The 20100-nt window shown below is 39.8% G+C and carries 15 protein-coding genes and 1 pseudogene; 15 read left to right on the forward strand and 1 reads right to left on the reverse strand.

Annotated elements, in window-relative coordinates:
* The first annotated feature begins 984 nt into the window (after nucleotides 1-984).
* Genes HBH39_RS06250 through HBH39_RS06275 form a run of 6 tightly spaced genes read left to right on the forward strand, consistent with a single transcriptional unit; the run spans nucleotide 985 to nucleotide 5936 of the window.
* The gene (locus HBH39_RS06250) at nucleotides 985-1767 is read left to right on the forward strand and encodes a DUF3450 domain-containing protein (RefSeq protein ID WP_167676582.1); all 783 of its coding nucleotides are present in this window, start codon (nucleotides 985-987) and stop codon (nucleotides 1765-1767) included.
* Nucleotides 1767-3122, forward strand: coding sequence for a MotA/TolQ/ExbB proton channel family protein (locus HBH39_RS06255; RefSeq protein WP_167676584.1), 1356 nt, complete (start codon nucleotides 1767-1769; stop codon nucleotides 3120-3122). Before HBH39_RS06250 ends, HBH39_RS06255 begins: the two co-directional genes overlap by 1 nt.
* A complete protein-coding gene (locus tag HBH39_RS06260; RefSeq protein ID WP_167676586.1) occupies nucleotides 3122-3649 on the forward strand; it encodes a MotA/TolQ/ExbB proton channel family protein in 528 nt (175 codons plus the stop codon). Before HBH39_RS06255 ends, HBH39_RS06260 begins: the two co-directional genes overlap by 1 nt.
* 13 nt (nucleotides 3650-3662) lie before the next feature.
* A complete protein-coding gene (locus HBH39_RS06265; RefSeq protein ID WP_167676588.1) occupies nucleotides 3663-4067 on the forward strand; it encodes an ExbD/TolR family protein in 405 nt (134 codons plus the stop codon).
* Between the two features lies 1 nt (nucleotide 4068).
* On the forward strand, nucleotides 4069-4689 hold the full coding sequence (locus tag HBH39_RS06270) for an energy transducer TonB (protein ID WP_167676590.1): 621 nt from the start codon (nucleotides 4069-4071) through the stop codon (nucleotides 4687-4689).
* Nucleotides 4689-5936 (forward strand): tetratricopeptide repeat protein, encoded by a 1248-nt coding sequence (locus tag HBH39_RS06275; RefSeq protein WP_167676592.1) that lies wholly within the window; start codon nucleotides 4689-4691, stop codon nucleotides 5934-5936. The genes HBH39_RS06270 and HBH39_RS06275 overlap by 1 nt, the downstream gene beginning before the upstream one ends.
* A 63-nt stretch (nucleotides 5937-5999) precedes the next feature.
* On the opposite strand, the gene HBH39_RS06280 is transcribed toward HBH39_RS06275, so the two are convergent.
* A complete protein-coding gene (locus HBH39_RS06280) occupies nucleotides 6000-6509 on the reverse strand; it encodes a diguanylate cyclase domain-containing protein (RefSeq protein ID WP_167676603.1) in 510 nt (169 codons plus the stop codon).
* A 73-nt stretch (nucleotides 6510-6582) separates the two neighbouring features.
* Between HBH39_RS06280 and HBH39_RS06285 the strand changes: the two are divergent.
* The 9 genes and pseudogenes from HBH39_RS06285 to HBH39_RS06325 all read left to right on the forward strand — a co-directional run bounded on the left by HBH39_RS06285 (nucleotide 6583) and on the right by HBH39_RS06325 (nucleotide 20052).
* Nucleotides 6583-8417 (forward strand): annotated as a pseudogene (locus HBH39_RS06285) (DUF885 domain-containing protein).
* 111 nt (nucleotides 8418-8528) lie between these two features.
* The gene (locus HBH39_RS06290; RefSeq protein WP_167676605.1) at nucleotides 8529-8807 is read left to right on the forward strand and encodes a peptidylprolyl isomerase; all 279 of its coding nucleotides are present in this window, start codon (nucleotides 8529-8531) and stop codon (nucleotides 8805-8807) included.
* 102 nt (nucleotides 8808-8909) lie between these two features.
* Nucleotides 8910-9404, forward strand: coding sequence for a GNAT family N-acetyltransferase (locus tag HBH39_RS06295; RefSeq protein WP_432280148.1), 495 nt, complete (start codon nucleotides 8910-8912; stop codon nucleotides 9402-9404).
* A gap of 186 nt (nucleotides 9405-9590) precedes the next feature.
* Nucleotides 9591-9824, forward strand: a complete 234-nt coding sequence (locus HBH39_RS06300) for a FeoA family protein (RefSeq protein ID WP_167676607.1) — start codon at nucleotides 9591-9593, stop codon at nucleotides 9822-9824.
* The gene (gene feoB, locus HBH39_RS06305) at nucleotides 9821-12130 is read left to right on the forward strand and encodes a Fe(2+) transporter permease subunit FeoB (protein WP_167676609.1); all 2310 of its coding nucleotides are present in this window, start codon (nucleotides 9821-9823) and stop codon (nucleotides 12128-12130) included. Before HBH39_RS06300 ends, feoB begins: the two co-directional genes overlap by 4 nt.
* Nucleotides 12131-12287: 157 nt before the next feature.
* A complete protein-coding gene (glnS, locus tag HBH39_RS06310) occupies nucleotides 12288-13958 on the forward strand; it encodes a glutamine--tRNA ligase (RefSeq protein ID WP_167676611.1) in 1671 nt (556 codons plus the stop codon).
* A 63-nt stretch (nucleotides 13959-14021) separates the two neighbouring features.
* Nucleotides 14022-15164 carry a 4-phosphoerythronate dehydrogenase PdxB gene (gene pdxB, locus HBH39_RS06315; protein ID WP_167676613.1) on the forward strand — a complete coding sequence of 381 codons (1143 nt, stop codon included), beginning with the start codon at nucleotides 14022-14024 and terminating at the stop codon, nucleotides 15162-15164.
* Nucleotides 15165-15328: 164 nt separating this feature from the next.
* Nucleotides 15329-16345: an aspartate-semialdehyde dehydrogenase gene (locus HBH39_RS06320; protein WP_167676615.1), complete on the forward strand. Its 1017-nt coding sequence runs from the start codon at nucleotides 15329-15331 to the stop codon at nucleotides 16343-16345.
* A 245-nt stretch (nucleotides 16346-16590) separates the two neighbouring features.
* Complete coding sequence (locus tag HBH39_RS06325; RefSeq protein ID WP_167676617.1) at nucleotides 16591-20052, forward strand: FimV/HubP family polar landmark protein; 3462 nt, start codon at nucleotides 16591-16593, stop codon at nucleotides 20050-20052.
* Nucleotides 20053-20100: the final 48 nt, after the last annotated feature.

Below are 20100 nucleotides of genomic sequence, written 5' to 3' on the forward strand. Positions count from 1 at the left end.
TAAATTTGTAACTGTGAAATTTTATAAATTACTTTTATATTGTTCATAACAATGAAAAAGCACCGTACTTTAAGTTCGGTGCTTTTTTACATAAAGTTCAGATAAACTCTATAAACTGATTTAATTTATTAAATTAGGCAAGCCTAGCCTGAAGATTGTGAGCTTATGACTTTTTACATGGGTTAGCCGTCAGGATAACTGCATGATCGATAAAATTACACAGCCCAGCAAAGCCTAAACTTAAAAATTCTTCTAAGCACTTTGGTTTAATCGAAGCATGTTTTTGTTTCATCGAGATACTTCCCTTAGATGTTTGTTAGCTCAGCATGTTTAACGATAGTTTGCGTAATTAAGACCAATTCTTTGCAATATGTTTTGATAAATTTGACAATAGTCTTTCCTCTGCCCGCTCTTCGTGCTTTTAAACAATACTCAATTTGCCATTACCAAAGTAACGAACAACTTTGTGTCATTGATTAGCAAAATGATTCGTTACTTCTATATCCTTAGTATTAATCCACCTCGCTGCGCATAAGAAAATAACAATAGAAAGTAACTAATTGCCTTTGTCGTAATCAGATCTTCTTACAAAAACATTATCGACTGACTCAACTTTACACAAACATTAATTTAAGAACCATTATTTATCCATTGTAAAAAAATTGATATGCAGACAATGTTTCTTTAAGTCAAAGTGTTCCAGGAAAAACTAAAACGTGCATAAAATAGTCTTTCAGTTAAATCCATTGTACAAACCTCACTTTTCGCAACTTTTAGATGTTCCCAAATGTTGACACAGGTCAACATTTTGTGAAATGATGCCAACGGGTCTATGCCCTAACAGGCATGGAAAAGGGAAGAAAAACTAACAATCACAAGAGAAAGATAGACTTAGCTTTGTTAACTGTTTTGTTACATTCTTATCAATCGGTTACAAATTTAACGTTTACACTTTTTTAATTCACTTCAAATTGGTTGGGAACTATGTCCAAGGTAAGCAATAGAACAAAAATCGCTACTGCACTTGTTGGCGCTCTAGCTCTAGCTAGCAGCAACTTCGTAGTTGCAGGTCCTCTTGCCGACGTGCAAAAGGCGGACAGCAAAATTCATGCTGATGCTGCAGCGTCACAACAGAAAATTGACAAATATTTTGACCAAGCTCAAGACATGTTGTTTGAGTACGGTAGCGTTGCCGATGAGCGCGAATCTTTAAAGTCGTACAATGACTACGTAGCAGGTTTGGTAGCAGATCAACAAAAAACAATGGATGCTATCCAAACTGACATCAACGGTGTTGACCGTTTACGTCAGGGCGTTGTGCCTTTAATGTTTAAAATGGTTGATGCGTTAGAACAGTTTGTTCAACTTGATCTACCATTTAACACTGAAGTTCGTACTGAACGTGTTGCAAACTTGAAAACTCTTTTAAATACAGCTGAAGTAACTTTAGCTGAAAAATACCGTTTGATTCTTGATGCATACAGCATTGAGCGTGAGTACGGTAACTTCGTTGCAGTTAACACCGGTAAACTGGCTATTGATGGTAAAGAAGTGTTAGTTGACTTCTTCCAATTAGGCCGTGTTGCTCTATATGCACAAAGCTTAGATCAAAAAACTGCGTGGATGTATGACGCTGATTCTAAAACTTGGAACAAGTTAGAAGACAGCTATTTACGTGACATCACCAAGGGTATCCGTATTGCTCGTAAGCAAGGTGCTCTAGATCTATTCGCATTACCAATTCCTGCTGCGGAGACTGCTCAATAATGAAGAAGTTAATTACTACAGCTGTATTAGCTGCAAGTTTCTCTTTAACTGCTGGTATGGTTTCTGCTGCTGATGCACCAAAAACTATCGACCAATTATTGCAACAAGTTAAAGTTGAACGTGCTAACGACAGCAAAACCAATGCAAAACGTGAAAAAGAGTTTCAAAACGAGCGTGGTGATAAAGCGGCTTTATTAAAGCGTGAAAAAGACGCTTTAGCAGCTGAAAGACAACGCGGTAAAGATCTTAATCAAGCGTTTTTAGATAACGAGCGTAAAATTGCTCAGTTAGAAGAAGACTTAAAAACAGCTCAAGGTGACTTGGGTGAGATGTTTGGTGTTGTTAAAGGTGAAGCTGGCGATTTCGCGGGTAAACTTGCAGCATCTAACATTTCTGCGCAATACCCTGGTCGTGATGTTTTCATCGCTGATTTAGGCGCTCGTAAATCATTACCAAAAATTGAAGAACTAGAACAATTCTGGGAAGCTCAATTATTTGAAATGGTTGAGTCTGGTAAAGTGGTTAAGTTTGATGGCGCGGTAACCGCTATTGATGGTAATGTGATCAACACTACAATTCACCGTGTTGGACCATTCAACTTAACAGCTGATGGTCAATATGTTGTCTACAAGCCAGAATTAGGTCTGATTCAAGAACTTTCTCAACAACCTGAAGGCTATCAAGTTTCTGCAGTTTCTAAATGGGAAGCGACTACTTCAGGTACATCACCATTCTATATTGACCCAGCTCGTGGGGTATTACTAAATATCTTCACCAATAAAGCTAGCATTCAAGATCGTGTAGAAGCTGGTGGTACTATTGGTTATATCATTATTGCATTATTAGCTTTAGGTGCGTTAATTGCCCTTGAGCGTTTAGTGACTTTGACTATTGTTGGTGGCAAAGTTAATAGCCAACGTAAGAATATTGATAACCCAGGTAACAATCCTTTAGGTCGTATCTTAAAAGTTTATCAAGACAACAAAGATGTTGATGTTGAAACGTTAGAGTTGAAACTTGATGAAGCTATTTTAAAAGAAACACCTGCTTTAGAAGCGCGTATTTCTATCATTAAAGTACTTGCTGCTATTGCACCTATGATGGGTCTTTTAGGTACTGTAACTGGTATGATTGCAACCTTCCAATCTATTCAATTATTCGGTACTGGTGACCCTAAATTGATGGCTGGTGGTATTTCTATGGCGCTTGTAACGACTGTTCAAGGTTTGATTGCAGCACTACCATTAATGTTATTACATGCTGTAGTTGTAGCTCGTAGTAAGTCAATTGTTCAAGTTCTTGAAGAACAAAGTGCGGGTATCATTGCAGAACATGCTGAGAAGAGGGCTGACTAATGATGCTATTCCTGATGGACATATGGGATTCCGTCAGGGGCTTCATGGCCTCCGGAGGTGACGTCCTCTGGTTGGTAGCAGCTGTGCTTTTCCTAATGTGGGTGTTAATGCTTGAACGTTACTGGTATCTAAATTGGATATCACCAAAACAACATCAAGCTGTTATCGCTGCATGGGAAGCAAGAGATGAAACACACTCTTGGCATGCGCACCGCATCCGTGAAGCTTGGGTGTCCCAAGCGAAGCAAGATTTGAATGCACGTATGCTGATTATCAAAACACTAGTAGCCATTTGTCCGATGATTGGTTTATTAGGTACCGTAACCGGTATGATTTCAGTATTCGATGTGATGGCAGTTCAGGGGACGAGTAATGCTCGTTTAATGGCAGCTGGTATCTCAATGGCTACAATGCCAACAATGGCAGGTATGGTCGCGGCTTTATCGGGTGTATTTTTCAGCACTCGTTTAGATTCGCAAATGAGAATCAGATTAGAAACGCTAAAAGACAGCATGCCTCACCACTAGAGAGAGATTGAACATGGCACGTAAGAAGCATTCCAGTATAGACGAGGAAGCGCAAATTGATATGACTCCGATGCTAGACATCGTATTTATCATGCTGATCTTCTTCATTGTAACAACATCGTTTGTTAAGCCGTCAGGCTTAGACTATAACAAGCCTAAAGCTTCACAGGCTACGTCTAAACCGTCGGCAAATATTTTCATCGGCATCAGCAAAACTGGTGTGATCATGATGGAAAACCGTCAGGTTGATATTGAGCGTGTAACTGCTAACGTTGAACGTATGCTAGCAGAAGCACCTGAAGCAGCTGTATTGATTCAAGCAGATAAAGACACTCAGCATGGCTTAGTAGTTAAAGTGCTTGATAACGTAAAAGCTGCAGGTATCGACAAAATTTCAGTATCTGCGGGGAATGAGTAATATGCTAAGAGCACTCGTATCAATCATCATTGGTGCCGCAGTGACTTTTGGTCTGTTCGCCTTCATGGCATTCTTAGTTGGCGGCGGCGCAAAGCGTAACGACGAATCAACTGAGACTCCTGTTATTGAAATTACAATGGATAAGCAGGATTCGAAGGCACAGAAGAAACCAAGGGTGACTCCTAAGCCACCACCGCCACCTGAGCAGCCGCCGAAACCGGATACAACACCTCCGGAATCGTCTAGCAACATTGACACCAATATGTCTTTCAATATGGGTGGAGTTGAAGCGGGCTCAGCATCAACTGGCTTTAAGCTAGGTAATATGATGACACGTGATGGTGATGCTACCCCTATCGTGCGTATTGAACCTCAATATCCGATAGCAGCAGCACGTGATGGTAAAGAAGGTTGGGTTCAACTTTCATTTACAATTAATGAGCTAGGTGGTGTAGAAGACGTTACTGTAATCCAAGCAGAACCTAAGCGCTTATTCGATCGCGAAGCGATTCGTGCATTGAAGAAGTGGAAATATAAGCCAAAGATTGTTGATGGCAAGCCACTAAAACAGCCTGGCATGACAGTACAACTTGATTTTACTTTAGATAACGGAGGTAAGTAATGCGCAAAGTTTCCAGTATTGCAACAGCACTACTACTTTCTGTTTGTGGTAGTACTTTGTTTACAGCAAATGCTGTAGCGGCTGAGAAGTGTGAGATTGACAAGCGTCAGTCTCGTGCAGTCGGGCAAAGTGTGGCTAAAAAAGTACAAAAATCATTTGAAGCTTACACCGAAAACAATATTGATGAAGCGATCTCTACCCTGTTAGAAACCAACGCTAGCAATGACTTTGACAAAGCTTATGTCGGTCGTATGCTAGGTAATTTCTATGCAGAGAAAGGTCAAATGCAGACGGCGATCAAGTACCTAAAAACAGCAGTAGATGCTGATATTTTAGGTGGGACTGATCACGCTGCTACTATGCGCTTATATGCTGATTTATTACTTCAAGAGAAGAAGTTTAAAGAAGCGATTCCATACTATTACAAATGGATGGAGTTTACCTGTAAGTCTGATTCTCAGATGTATCGACGTATTGGTATTGCGCACAGTGAACTTAAAGAGTGGGATAAAGTTCTTCAAGTTGCAGATAAAGGTCTTGCGTTAGCTACTGAGCCTGATAAGGGCTTATATCAAATGAAACTGACTGCGTATTTCAACCAAAAGAAATATAAGGATGCTGTAAAGGTTTTAGAAACCATGGTGCCTTTATTTCAGGATGATAAACGTCTTTGGGTTCAGTTAGCACAGTTTTACTTGATGACAGAAGACTACGATCGCTCTTTGGCTACATACAATTTAGCTTACATGAATGGTTTCCTAGAGACTGATGGCAACATCACTCGCTTATCACAACTTTTAGCGCAAAAAGGTTCACCTTATAAAGCTGCTAAAATCTATGAAAAGCATATGAAATCAGGGTTAATCCCAGAAACAGAGAAGACATTAAATATTCTTGCCGGTTTCTATCATAACGCTAAAGAGTTAAAAGAAGCGGCTAGCTATTATGGAAAAGCAGCTGTTGCTGGTAATGATGGCGAATTATATCTGAAGCAAGGGCGTATTTTGTCTCTTGATCAAAAGTATAAAGAAGCTATTCCAGTACTTGAAAAAGCGTTAGATGTGGGTATTGAAAACCCAGGCGAAGCGCAATTCGAGTTAGCCTTAGCTCATTTAAGCTTGAAACAATATAAGTCTGCTTATAATCGTGCGCTACAAGCATCGAAAGATAAGAAGACGGCTAAAAGTGCAAACAGCTATATTTCTTATATTAAAGAAAAAGCGCGTATTCACAACGTAGCATTGTAATAAAGCACCTTCAAAAAAGCCCCATGCGGGGCTTTTTTTTTTAGTTCTTTTTATCGATATTATTTATCGCATATTTATAAGAGCTTGGTGTTTTGTATGATCGCGTTCTAGCTCATTGGAAAGCGCTTCAACGTTGACAAACAACTTTTCAATTGTTTGTTCGTTTGTAGGAATACAAAGCACTCCTGCGAGTTTATAACTTAAGGTGAAGTGATGCTCTTTGCCAAACTTTTCCAAAAACTGCTTTATTTGTTCATCAATTCTGTTTAATACCACATGGGTGCCTTGCTCATCTATGTTAAACAGTCCAACCGCAAAATGGTTAGTATCTATCCTAGCAATTAGATCTGTGGCTCTTAATAATGCTTGTTGAACTTGATTTGTGAATAATTCGAGTAAATGTGGTTGTTTAACCGTTTCATGTATGTGCGGGCACAGATACAATAAGGCCAAAGTTTGTTTTTCTCGAAGATGGCGGTGCCATTCACGATTAAATACTTCCATAAAGTATATTTGGTTATAGACGCCTGTTTCAGGATCTCTAAAGCTTGAATTGCGAAAAGAATAGATCATTGAAAACTCCATTGAATATTCTTTGTTAATTATAGATACGATTTTAGATACGTGTATAAAAGGAATAATAAAAATGACAAAAACACTTCTGGCACTGAGTGTTTCGCTATTACTAGGGACACAGGGGTGTAGCGATACCACAGAACTAACCAATAGCAATAAAACTAGTTCGATAAAGCAGAGCCAAGTAAGCTTGCAAGATACTAATACAGAACAACAGTATATGGAGATGGTAGATCAGTTTTTTAAAGAACAATTACAATTAGAGCCTATTTATGCCACTTTTGTTGGTGTAAACGATTATAACGCTGAGTTTGGTGGAGCCCTTTCGGAAGAATACCTAAAGGCTCGCCATGATCTTAACGCCAAGTACTTCTCATTAGCCAAAAAAATTGATTCTGACGCTTTACCTGAAGATTTAAAACTTAGTTATGACATGTTTATATATGATCGTGACATGGCTTTAATGGCAGAAACTTTCCCAGAACATTTTTTACCAATAAACCAGTTTTATAGTACCGTTTTCACTATGGTTCAATTGGGGACAGGAGAAAGTGCTCAGCCTTTCAATACTGTTGCAGATTATCAAAATTGGTTATCTCGTTTAGATGGTTTTATCAAGTGGATTGATTTAGCTAAGCAACGAATGGATGAGGGGATAAAGAGTAAAGTAGTTTTACCTAAAGTGCTGGTTGATAGAATAATCCCTCAATTATCCGCTCAAGCGGTCAATAAACCTGAAGATAGTTTGTTTTATTCACCGATTAATTTAATGCCCGAATCTTTCACTGAAGAACAAAAAGCGCAATTAACAGCTCAGTACAGTGAATTCATTGCTGACAAGTTAGTTCCATCTTTAATCGGACTTCGAGATTATGTCCAACACACTTATTTGCCAAATGCTCGAGCATCCGATGGTTGGTGGGGGTTACCTAATGGTAAAGCATGGTATCAACATCTAGCCAATAGTCACACAACAACCACCATGCCCGTTGATGAAATACATCAAATAGGATTATCTGAAGTTAAGCGCATTCTTGTTGAAATGGATAAAGTACGTGAGCAAGTTAAATTTGAAGGTGATTTGAGCGCTTTTTTTGCTTCATTATCATCTGAGCCTGAATACTTCTTTAGCGACAGACAAGATTTAATTGATGGCTATATGGCTTTAAAAGATTCAATTAATCAAGTTTTACCTGACTACTTCAATGTTATGCCCAAAGCGGATTATGTGGTGAAGCCAGTTGAAAGTTTCCGTGAGAAATCAGCCGCGGGGCGTCATATGAATCTCCTGCTGTTGATGGTTCTCGTCCTGGCGTGTTTTATATCAATACCTATAATTTAAAAGCGCAGCCGAAGTGGGGGATGACGACACTTTCTCTTCATGAAGCCGCACCTGGTCATCATTTTCAAATTGCAATAAAACAAGAACTAACGGGGGTACCTGAGTTTCAACGTTTTAAAGGATATACTGCATTTGAAGAAGGTTGGGCTTTGTATGCTGAATACTTAGGCATTGAGATGGGGCTATTTTCAGATCCATACCAATATTTTGGCAAGTTGTCAGATGAAATGCTACGTGCGATGCGTCTTGTGGTTGATACAGGATTGCATGCCAAAGGCTGGAGTCGTGAACAGGCAATACAATATATGAAAGACAACTCGCCTATGGCTGAATCGGACATTGTTGCAGAAGTTGAGCGTTACATGGCAATTCCAGGACAAGCACTATCTTACAAAGTTGGTCAATTAACGATACTAAAATTACGTGCGGATGCAGAAAAGCAACTAGGTAATAAATTTGATATTAAAGGTTTCCACGATCAAATTTTAACAACCGGCTCATTACCTATGGCAGTTATGCAGCATAAAGTGGACAACTGGGTAAAACTACAATTAGCTCAATAAGTGCCAACAATTTATCTAATTAAAGAATGTAATTGTTTTGGTTTATGCTAAGGTACTAGTCGAATGTAGCGATATTATTCGAATAAATCAGAACTAATTTTAGGAGCAAAAATGGTACAAGCAACCGCAAGACACTTATTGGTGAGCAGCGAAGAGCAGTGTAATGAATTAAAGCAACAAATAGTGGCAGGCGCTGATTTTGCCGATGTTGCTAAGGCATATTCATCTTGTCCTTCTGGTTCACAAGGTGGTGAGTTAGGCTCTTTTGGCCCAGGAATGATGGTTAAAGAGTTTGACGAAGTGGTTTTTAGTGCTCCATTGAATGAAGTGCAAGGGCCAGTAAAAACACAGTTTGGTTATCATCTATTAGAAGTCACTAGCCGCGGCTAACACTTGTTAATACCAGCTGTGTAAACAAAGGCGACGCATTAGTCGCCTTTTTTATTGAGTAATGGAATAGACATGAACATAGTGCTCTAAACAGATAGATTAATTATTAGAAATATGGAACTGAAAGATTGGCCATCGTTTTTAGCCATTCAACAAAATGAGGCGGTTAATCAATATATAAGAGCGATTGATAGTGAGTCTGTTATTAAGCAAAAGTTTGCTCAAAGACTTATTCCCTGGCGTTACGAAAGTGGTGATTGGCTGACATTAGTTATAGAAACCTCTGATACTAAAGAATTTGTCGGCTTGATAGGTTTTTATTGTCAGGATGCTAAATCTCAGCGAGCTGAGGTCGGCTATGCTATTGCTCCAACTATGCAAGGTAAGGGGGATGCCACCGAGAGTTTGCAAGCGATTATCGACTGGGGAAGGCTTCAATATTCAATTCATAAATACGTGGCAGTTTGCTCAAGTGCTAATCTCGGTTCTCAAAAGGTGTTATTAAAAACGGGTTTTATTCAAGAGGGGACTTTGGTTAAACATACAAAAATGTTCAATAACTGGGTTGATGATTACCTTTATGGCTTACTCACCTAGCGAGAACACAATGGATGTGTTTATTTTATAAATTTTGCTTTAGTTAACTCGATGTTTGTCACACAATAGAAAATACAATTGAAAACTATTCGCGTTAAGAGATGGAACTTTGATCTAGGTAAGGTTTTATTTTACGCATCTTAGTTAGAATTACTTGGATTTGAATGTTGTATAAGGCGAACATGAATGAAGCTTAGTGAGTTAAACCCGGGTGAAAATGCGACCATATGTCAAATCGGTCATTTATCACTCCCACAAACAGTGAAGCGCAAACTGCTTTCCATGGGGATTACTCCCAATACTCACTTTAGTTTGCTTCGCCGAGCGCCGATGGGCTCAGGGGTAGAACTTGACTTGCGTGGCAGCAAAATTTGCATGCGTAAAGATTTAGCTGATGTTATCGAGGTAGTTAAAGCATGAGTAAGCAGTTTAACTGTGTGACCGTTGGTAATCCAAACGCTGGCAAATCAACATTATTCAATGCCTTGACGGGAGCAAACCAACAAGTTGGTAACTGGTCTGGTGTCACCGTTGAGAAAAAAACGGGTTATTTCGAACTTGAAAGCAACACGATCTCATTGACAGATTTACCTGGTATTTATGATTTATTGCCAGCCGGTAATAGCTGTGATTGTTCTTTAGATGAACAAATTGCTCAACAATATCTTGCAGAACAACCCGTAGATGCCATCATCAACTTGGTTGATGCAACCAATATTGAACGCCATTTATATTTAACGGTTCAATTACGTGAACTGGGTATACCCATGGTGGTTGTTCTCAATAAAATTGATGCGGCTCAAAAACTGAACATCGATATCGATATTGATAAAATGGCTGCTCAATTAGGCTGTCCAGTTATTGGCGTCTGTTCACGCGAGCAAACTGATGTTGATGTTGTTAAATCACAAGTCTTAAAAATTGTTCGTGGTGAGATTGTTGAGCAATCGCTAAGTCTTAACTACCATCCTGATATCGAACAAAGCGTGGTTCGACTTGTCGAGCAAGCTAGACTGCAAAATTTACCTGAATTAAGCCGTGGACGTGCTTTAGCCATGTTGGGTAATGGTAACGGTTGTGGTAGTTGTGAAAATAGCTTACTCAAGGATGTTGTTAATCAATGTACCCAAATTGCTGAGCAAAGTGGTGAGGACATTGAGGTCATGGTAGCTACTACACGTTTTAATTTTGTTGAAATAATCTTTAAGTCAGCAGTTAGCGTGGGTGAGCATGTCAGTATGACCGAGCGCCTTGATAGGTTTGTATTGCATCCTGTACTGGGCATCCCCGTCTTTTTATTTGTTATGTATTTAATGTTCATGTTCAGCATTAACGTGGGCAGTTCATTTATCGATTTCTTTGATATTACGGCAGGGGCTATTTTTGTTGATCATACTTCTGCATTATTAACATCAATCGGTTCTCCTGATTGGTTAGTGACGGTTCTTGCAGGTGGTGTTGGTCAAGGTATCCAAACTGTGGCTACTTTTATTCCGGTTATTGCAGCCTTATTTTTGGCTTTATCTGTACTTGAAGCTTCAGGATATATGTCTCGTGCTGCATTTGTAGTTGATGGATTAATGCGTCGTATTGGCTTACCTGGTAAAGCATTCGTACCGATGATTGTGGGATTTGGCTGTTCAGTTCCCGCGATTATGGCAACAAGAACCCTAGGCAGCGAGCGTGAGCGAATCGTTACTGGAATGATGGCGCCATTTATGTCTTGTGGTGCTCGTTTGCCAGTATATGCATTATTTGCTGCGGCATTTTTCCCTGAATCGGGTCAAAATTTGGTATTTTTGCTTTATATCATTGGTATTTTAGCGGCAATTGGAACAGGTTTATTATTAAGAAACACCTTATTACCAGGCACAAGCAGCGCAGTGGTCATGGAGTTACCAAGCTATGAAATGCCTCGCTTAAAAGCCGTTATGGCTCGGACCACCAAGCGCACCAAAAGCTTTATTATGGGGGCAGGTAAAACAATCGTCATCGTGGTTACCTTATTAAACTTTGTCAACGCCATTGGCGTAGATGGCAGTTTTGGCCATGAAGATAGCCAAGAATCATTGCTCAGTGTTGCCAGTCAGCAGGTAACTCCTTTATTTGGTCCTATGGGGATTGAAAATGATAACTGGCCTGCGACGGTTGGTATTATTACTGGCATCTTCGCTAAAGAGGCGGTAGTAGGCACTCTTAACAGTTTATATAGCTCAGCTGATGGCGGTGATGAAGAATTAGCACCTTTAAGTGAAAGCTTTAAAGAAGCATTGGCAACTATCCCTGAAAACCTACTAGGTATTGCCCCTGAAGATCCGTTATCAATTGATATCGGTAATGTAGAAAACATTGATTCAGCAGCCGAAGAGCTAGCAATTGATAAGTCTACATTCAGTGCTCTTCAAAAAGGGTTTAGCGGCCAAGTTGCAGCTTTCTCTTATTTACTCTTTATTCTGCTTTACACTCCATGTGTTGCTGCAATGGGCGCTCTGGTGAATGAATTTGGCGTTAAATGGGCTCGTTTTGCTGCATTATGGACTTTTGGTCTAGCCTATGGCACTGCGACTGTGGTGTATCAATTGGCAACAATTAATCAGCATCCAATACAGTCTGTTGCTTGGATCAGCTTTTTTGTAGCGGCGTTAGCGATTTTTTATCTGTGGCTGAAAAAGCAAGGTAGAAAAGCACAGCAAATTATTCCAGGGATTAAAATCATCACTGGTTAATATAATATAAAACTGGTTAAGTTTGCTTATAAACCCAGCAATTGCTGGGTTTATTGTTTTTTTCAACACTTTTTAGTTTACACTAGTTGTAACTGTGGATGATCTGTAGGATTATCTGATTTTTGACAATATTGCCATGTGTGCCAAGAGGATTTCCATGAGTCAAGTGGACACCGAAGTACGTCCAAGTAACTTCATTCGTAATATAATCGACGAAGATCTAAAGAGCGGTAAGCATGATCACGTGCATACTCGTTTTCCGCCGGAGCCTAACGGCTATTTGCATATAGGTCATGCTAAATCAATTTGCTTAAATTTTGGTATTGCAAAAGATTACCAAGGTGAATGTAATTTACGCTTTGATGATACAAATCCTGAGAAAGAAGATATCGATTATGTTAACTCTATTCAGGCTGATGTGCGCTGGTTAGGTTTTCAATGGTCTGGTGATATTCGTTATTCATCAAATTATTTTGATCAATTGCATCAATATGCCGTTGAGTTGATCACTAAAGGGTTAGCTTATGTGTGTTTTTTAAATGCAGAGCAAACTCGCGAATATCGTGGAACCTTGAAAGAGCCTGGGAAAAATAGTCCTTATCGTGATGTGGCTGTTGAAGAGAACCTCGCATTATTTGAAAAAATGCGCAAAGGTGAGTTCAAAGAAGGTGAATGTGCACTGCGTGCCAAAATCGACATGGCTTCACCGTTTATGTGTATGCGTGACCCTGTGATTTACCGAATTCGTTTTGCCCATCATCATCAAACGGGTGACAAATGGTGCATTTATCCAATGTACGATTTTACCCACTGCATTTCAGATGCGATTGAGAACATTACTCATTCTATCTGTACATTAGAGTTTCAAGACAACCGCCGTTTATACGACTGGGTGTTAGATCATTTAGATGATTTTCAAGCGCCAAACCGTACTCGTCAATATGAGTTTTCACGCTTAAACCTTGAATATACCTTGATGTCTAAGCGTAAACTAAACGATTTAGTGACTCGCAAATTAGTTGCGGGTTGGGATGACCCTCGAATGCCAACTATTGCGGGCTTACGTCGTCGTGGTTATACGCCTGGTGCGATTCGAGAGTTTTGTCAGCGTATTGGCGTCACCAAACAAGATAACTTGGTTGAAGTCGGTATGTTGACCGCCTGTATTCGTGAAGAGTTAAACGAACATGCGCCTCGCGCCATGGCTGTGCTGCGACCAATCAAAGTTGTCATTGAAAACTACCCTCATAACACACCAGAAACCATCTATGCTGCAGCACACCCAAACAACGAAGCTATGGGGACCCGTGAGCTATTTTTTGGCCGCGAGTTATTTATTGATGCTGAAGATTTTAAAGAAGAAGCTAATAAACACTTTAAACGTCTAGTATTAGGCAAAGAAGTGCGTTTACGTAATGCCTATGTAATTAAAGCTGAGCGTTGTGATAAAGATGCTGACGGTAATGTCACGACCGTTTACTGTACTTATGATAATGAAACCTTAGGTAAAAATCCTGCGGATGGACGTAAAGTGAAAGGTGTGATCCATTGGGTTGAAGCTAGCTCTGCTAAACCTGCAGAGTTCCGTCTCTATAACACATTATTTACCGATGCAAACCCAGCGGCTTTTGAGACTATCGATGAAGTGTTAAACCCGAACTCACTAACCGTTGTTCATGGCCTTGTAGAGCCAAGTTTAGCGGCTGCTCAAGCTGAAAAAGCTTACCAGTTTGAGCGTGAAGGTTACTTCTGTGCCGACAACAAAGACTCGTCAGCAGATCATTTAGTATTTAACTTAACGGTACCGCTAAGAGACTCATTTGCTTAGTTAACTGAATAATACATAAGGCGCTTTTTAGCGCCTTTTTTTTACCAAAAATAAAGAAATAACATGAAAATAGTCGCCGATGAAAATATGCCTTATGTCGAGGCTTTGTTTACCGATATTGCTGATATTACTTTAGTCAATGGAAGAAAGCTTACCGCAAACCAAGTCAAAGATGCTGATGTATTACTAGTTCGCTCTGTTACCAAGGTAAACCAAGCCTTAATACAAGATGCGACCAAACTTAAATTTGTAGGTAGTGCCACTATTGGGACTGACCATATTGATACCGATTATTTAGCACTGCGCGGGATTCCTTTTAGTAATGCCCCTGGCTGTAATGCCACAGCCGTGGGGGAATTTGTTTTTATCGCTTTGCTTGAACTAGCCAAAAAGCTACAGACTCAACTTAAAGGCAAAACCATTGGCATAGTTGGTGCAGGTAATACGGGAACCGCAGCAGCTAAATGTCTGCAGGCTTATGGATTAAAGGTAATGCTTTGCGATCCTATTAAGCAGGCTCAAGGCGACCCTCGAGAATTTGTCAGTCTTGATGAGATAATTGCCAAGGCTGATGTTATTTCATTACATGTGCCGATCACCAAAACAGGTGAACACAAAACATGGTATATGTTTGATGAGCATAGGTTAGCTCAATTGAGGCCAAATACTTGGCTAGTCAATTGTTGTCGCGGCGAAGTGATTGATAACCGCGCTCTGATCAACATTAAACAAACTAGAAGCGATTTAAAGCTTATATTAGATGTGTGGCAGGGGGAGCCTAACCCTATGGCTGAGTTGGTTCCTTTGGTTGAGTTTGCTACTCCGCATATTGCTGGTTACAGCCTCGAGGGCAAGGCGCGTGGAACTTTTATGCTGTATGAAAAGCTGTGCGAAGTGTTAGCGATTGAAGCCAATAAAAGTTTAGTAAATTTATTACCTTCGTTTCAGTTTAATCAACTGAGTGCCAATGATGGTCTATCTGAATCAGATTTACTCAAACTTTGTCGGTTAGTATTTGATTTACGCGACGACGATGCTTTATTTAGGCAATATTTTTCAACACCAGAAGGTTTTGATGCTTTACGAAAGCAACATACACATAGACGAGAATTTAGCGCGTTGTCGCTTAAGGTAATGGCGAATGATGCAAAATCTGCAAGTAATCATTGCGAAAAAATGTTGTCTGCATTAGGTTTTTCACAATAAATCAGTCTCTTTATTATGATATGTTGATGTTTTACTCAAGCTAAGTAGCCAGTTGAGAAAAAATCAATCCAATTAGCCAATTTAGAGTAAATCAGACCTAGCATATACTGAATAAACTAGGTAGATTGTCAGTTCAATAAGATTATTAGGAGTCGGGCGGTAATATGTCTCAAGAATTTAATGTTGTCGTTTTAGGTGCATCGGGCGCAGTGGGTCAAACTATGATTGAGATCCTCGAAGAACGTAATTTCCCAGTTGCTAAGTTATTTCCTTTAGCGAGTAGTCGCAGTGCCGGCGAAACTGTGAGCTTTCATGGTAAACAGGTAGAAATTCTAGACGTAGATAAGTTCGACTGGACTCAGGCTCAAATTGGCTTTTTCTCTGCTGGTGGTGATGTTTCTGCTAAATGGGCACCTATTGCCGGAGAAGCAGGCTGTGTGGTTATCGATAATACTTCACACTTTAGATATGACATCGATGTGCCATTAGTGGTACCTGAAGTGAATCCAGAAGCGATTGCAGATTTTCGTAACCGCAATATTATTGCTAATCCGAATTGCTCAACCATTCAAATGTTAGTGGCATTAAAGCCTATTTATGATGCATTTGGCATTAGCCGAATTAACGTATCAACATATCAATCAGTATCGGGTACGGGTAAAAAAGCCATTGAAGAATTAGCGGGTCAAACAGCAAAGCTGCTTCAAGGTTTACCGATTGAGCCTAGCGTATATCCAAAGCAAATTGCATTTAACGTGTTGCCACAAATTGATAAATTTATGGAAAATGGCTACACCAAAGAAGAAATGAAAATGGTGTGGGAAACTCAAAAAATCTTTGCTGATGATGATATTGTTGTTAATCCAACTGCAGTGCGTGTCCCTGTATTTTATGGGCATTCGGAAGCGGTTCATCTTGAAACCCGTCAGCCGGTAGGTGCTGAAGACGTTAAAGCTGTACTGCGTGATGCACCAGGTGTGGTCCTTTTTGAAAGCGATGATGAATATCCAACAGCGGTAACAGAGTCAGCGGGTCAAGACCCAGTTTATGTTGGCCGTATCAGAAAAGATATTTCACACTCTCATGGTATAAATTTATGGGTTACTGCCGATAACATCCGTAAGGGTGCTGCATTAAATAGTGTGCAGATTGCTGAAATTTTAATTCGTGACTATTACTAAACAAAGTTTTTTATTTTTTTACGCATTAACGATTACGTCATGTAATTGAACTGTTTAGCTTAAAAAGCCCGCATTTTGTGGGCTTTTTTTGTTTTAGACTTGCCTCTATGTAGCAGGGCAGACAAAGTTAGTTTATAGTCTTAGAAATGTAAAAAAATCATTAATCAATAACAACTAACGATAATAATGACCTACAGCCACTTGTCTAGCAGACAAAATATACCGTGCTTAAAGGGAAGGATTGAATGACATTTCGTAATTCACATTGGGTTGGTTTACTTCTTTGTACCACCTTTACAGTTACTATCACCCCACTTATGTCTTCGGCACACGCTGAAACACTTAAAATAACTGGCCCTAACGGTGAGGTCAGGCAAACTCAACAGCAATATGGCCCTACGACTTCTAAAGATACTTTTTGGAGTATTGCTCAAAAAGTTCGGCCAAATGATAAAGTCAGTGTTTATCAGGTAATGGCTGCCATATTTGATGCTAACCCTCATGCCTTTAGTGGTAATAATTACAATACGTTAGAGCGCGGGATGATCTTAATCATTCCTTCCGTTGATGTGATGACATCCATCTCACCTCAAGAGGCGAAAATCAGAGCGGAAAATAATGATAAAGCCATTAAACAAGGCATAACAACACCTAAATCGGATCCTCAAACTGCTGGTAATAACTCTACAGTTGATAACATAGCTCCTGTTGTTAACTCGCCCAAAGCCGCCTCTGCAGAAAAGCCGTTACAAATTGTGCAACAAGCACCAGTGACTGCGCCTGACACTCCAGCACAAACCGTTAAAAGTAATCAAACGATTAAAGATTTATCAGCTGAGCTTGATAAAGCGAACAATAAAAATGTCATGATTACTGATGAGCTTGCTCGTGCGCAAGATCAGTTAATGGTGACTCGCACTGATAACCAAGTGCTTAAGCAAAAAATTGAAGAGTTGAGTTTAATTACTGGAACATTAGAAGAAGAATTACAGCTCCTTCGTGAAAAGCATCAAAGCTTGATGGCCAAGCATGAGATGCTTATCAATGAACAGCAACAAGAAAACCAGCCAGCAATAGAACAACCGACCGATTTTTGGCGAACGTTAACGAACAATACCGCGTTATTGATTGCGGCGGCCGCGCTACCTTTAATCGTTATTTTTGGATTAATTTTTTGGTTAATGCGTCGTCGTTCAACGAGCGATTCAATTGATTCTCACGAAGCAGTAAAGCCAGTTGACTCCGATACAGAAACAGGTGTTGCGAATCAAGCAAAAGTCAGCGATGAAGATGATCTTGATGCATTAGCTGTTCATCTTGATTCTGATCATGCTTCATCAATTGATGATTTATTGGATCTGGATAGTCTTGATCTGCAACCAGAAGCTCAATTGCAAATGGATGATGACCAAATGGACATGGCATCAGAAATGTTCATTGCAGAAAACACTGAAGATGAGCCCGAAATCGATGAAGAAGGAACCTCGCTGGATGATTTATGGGCTGAAGCAATGGATGAACAAGACTCGGAACTTGAGCCGTTAGAAACCGATGATGATTTAGACAATCTGCTTGCTGGGCTAGATGATCCTATTGATGAACCTAATGCTGAAATTAAAGCAGATGAAGATGACATAGATTCACTTTTAGCTAATTTGGGTAATGAACAAGAACAGCAAGACTCAGCTTCAAATGATAATGTTGATGATATTCTTGCTGATTTCGACTTTGACAATCTTGAAAGTGATGATGTTAACCCCCCTTCAAATGAATTAGCTGATGAAATTGCCTCTGAGCTTGAGCCTGAAGTTCAAACTAACATAGATATTGAAGATGATGTTGCAGAAGATGATATCGACTCACTATTAGCAGGCTTTAATGCTGATGACAGCCCATCTGCAATTGATAACTCTGACGTTGATAGCACTGACGTTGATAGTAACCTTGCTAATGAGATTGCAGCAGAGTTAGAGCATGATAGCGATGTTAAAGGTGATGTCGCTGATGACGATATCGATGCATTATTAGCGGGTTTTAATACTGATGACAGCCAACCAACGGCAAATGATACTGAGCCTGATACTAACCTTGCAGATGAAATAGCATCAGAGTTAGCCGAAGACATTGACATAAAAGATGATGTTGCTGATGACGATATCGATGCATTATTAGCCGGTTTTAATACTGATGACAGCCAACCAACGGCAAATGATACTGAGCCTGATACTAACCTTGCAGATGAAATAGCATCAGAGTTAGCCGAAGACATTGACATAAAAGATGATGTTGCTGATGACGATATCGATGCATTATTAGCCGGTTTTAATAGTGATGACAGCCAACCAACGTCAAATGATACTGATACTAACCTTGCAGATGAAATAGCATCAGAGTTAGCCGAAGAAATTGACGTAAAAGATGAGGTTGCTGATGACGATATCGATGCATTATTAGCTGGTTTTAATACTGATGACGGTCAAACATCGGCAAATGATACTGAGCCTGATACTAACCTTGCAGATGACATTGCCGTAGAGTTAGATACCGACATTGATGTTAAAGATGATGATACAGAGGACGATACTGATCCATTATTGGCTGAGAATGATGTCAGTCAAAGCGAAGCATTTTCTCCTGAAACCGAACTGGACAGCTTACTGGCAAGTCATTCAGAGATTGACAACAAAGATGACGCATTCACTTTACAAGATGATTTATCCGCTAACGAGCCTGAAAGTGTTGTTGATAGTGACACCGATGTTGATTTAGACAGTTTATTAACTGAATTAGCGACAGCAAGTGAAGAGGATTTATCACAAGGCTTAACCCCAGAGTCAGCCGAAGAAGAGGATTTATCTGGCTTACTGTCTGAACTTGAACAAGCCAGCGAAACGCAAACTGACGAAGACGATGTTGATTTTAATCTTCTTGAAAGTGATTTACGCCAAGCAGAGCAAGAAGAATACACTCAAACAGCCTTGTCTGAATCGCCATCCGAAGCGTTATCAGCTGCGACTAAAAATGACCAAAAGCTTGCTGTTGAGAAAGAATCAGGATTTTTCAATGATTTAAAAGCTAGCAAGAAGCCACAACCTGAGATGCTCGATTGGGAGGCGGATCTGTTTAAAGCGGCATCAAAAGCCAAGCCAGATGATCTTGAATTTGATGAAATGGATAAATTGGCCGCAGATGAGCAAGATTTTGATTTCAGTGATGATGACTTATTAGCAGCATTTTCAGAGTCTTTAGATGATCACGAAAGTGATGACGACTATACATCTGAAGATGATTTTGTTCTGTCTGATGATAACTTAACGGTTGACGAAGCTCTTGCCGCGCTTGATGCTAAACAAACAAATAGCACACCTGACATTACTGAAGCCGAACTAAGCAACTTTGAGCGAGAGAATGGTTTTATCAATATTGACAAGCTGTTAAATGATGCTGATGAGTATGATGAGCCTGTTACCGATAAATATAAAGAAGTCGATGTTGACATGGGTGAGGTTGAGTCACTACTTGGCAATGCTGATATGGTCGATGTGGATGATGAAGAAAACTCGGTAAATGCCAAATTAGATTTGGCTCGGGCTTACATTGAAATTGAAGATGAAGATAGTGCAAAAGCGTTATTGAAAGAAGTTCAAATGGACGGTAATGAGCGTCAGCAGTTAGAGGCTACTGGTTTATTAAAAAAATTAACTTAGTCAATCACGTTTAATTTCACACAAAAGCTCAACTCATAAACGGTGCCT

Origin of the sequence: Shewanella aestuarii, from assembly GCF_011765625.1 — a bacterium.
GTDB classification, from domain to species: Bacteria; Pseudomonadota; Gammaproteobacteria; order Enterobacterales; family Shewanellaceae; genus Shewanella; species Shewanella aestuarii_A.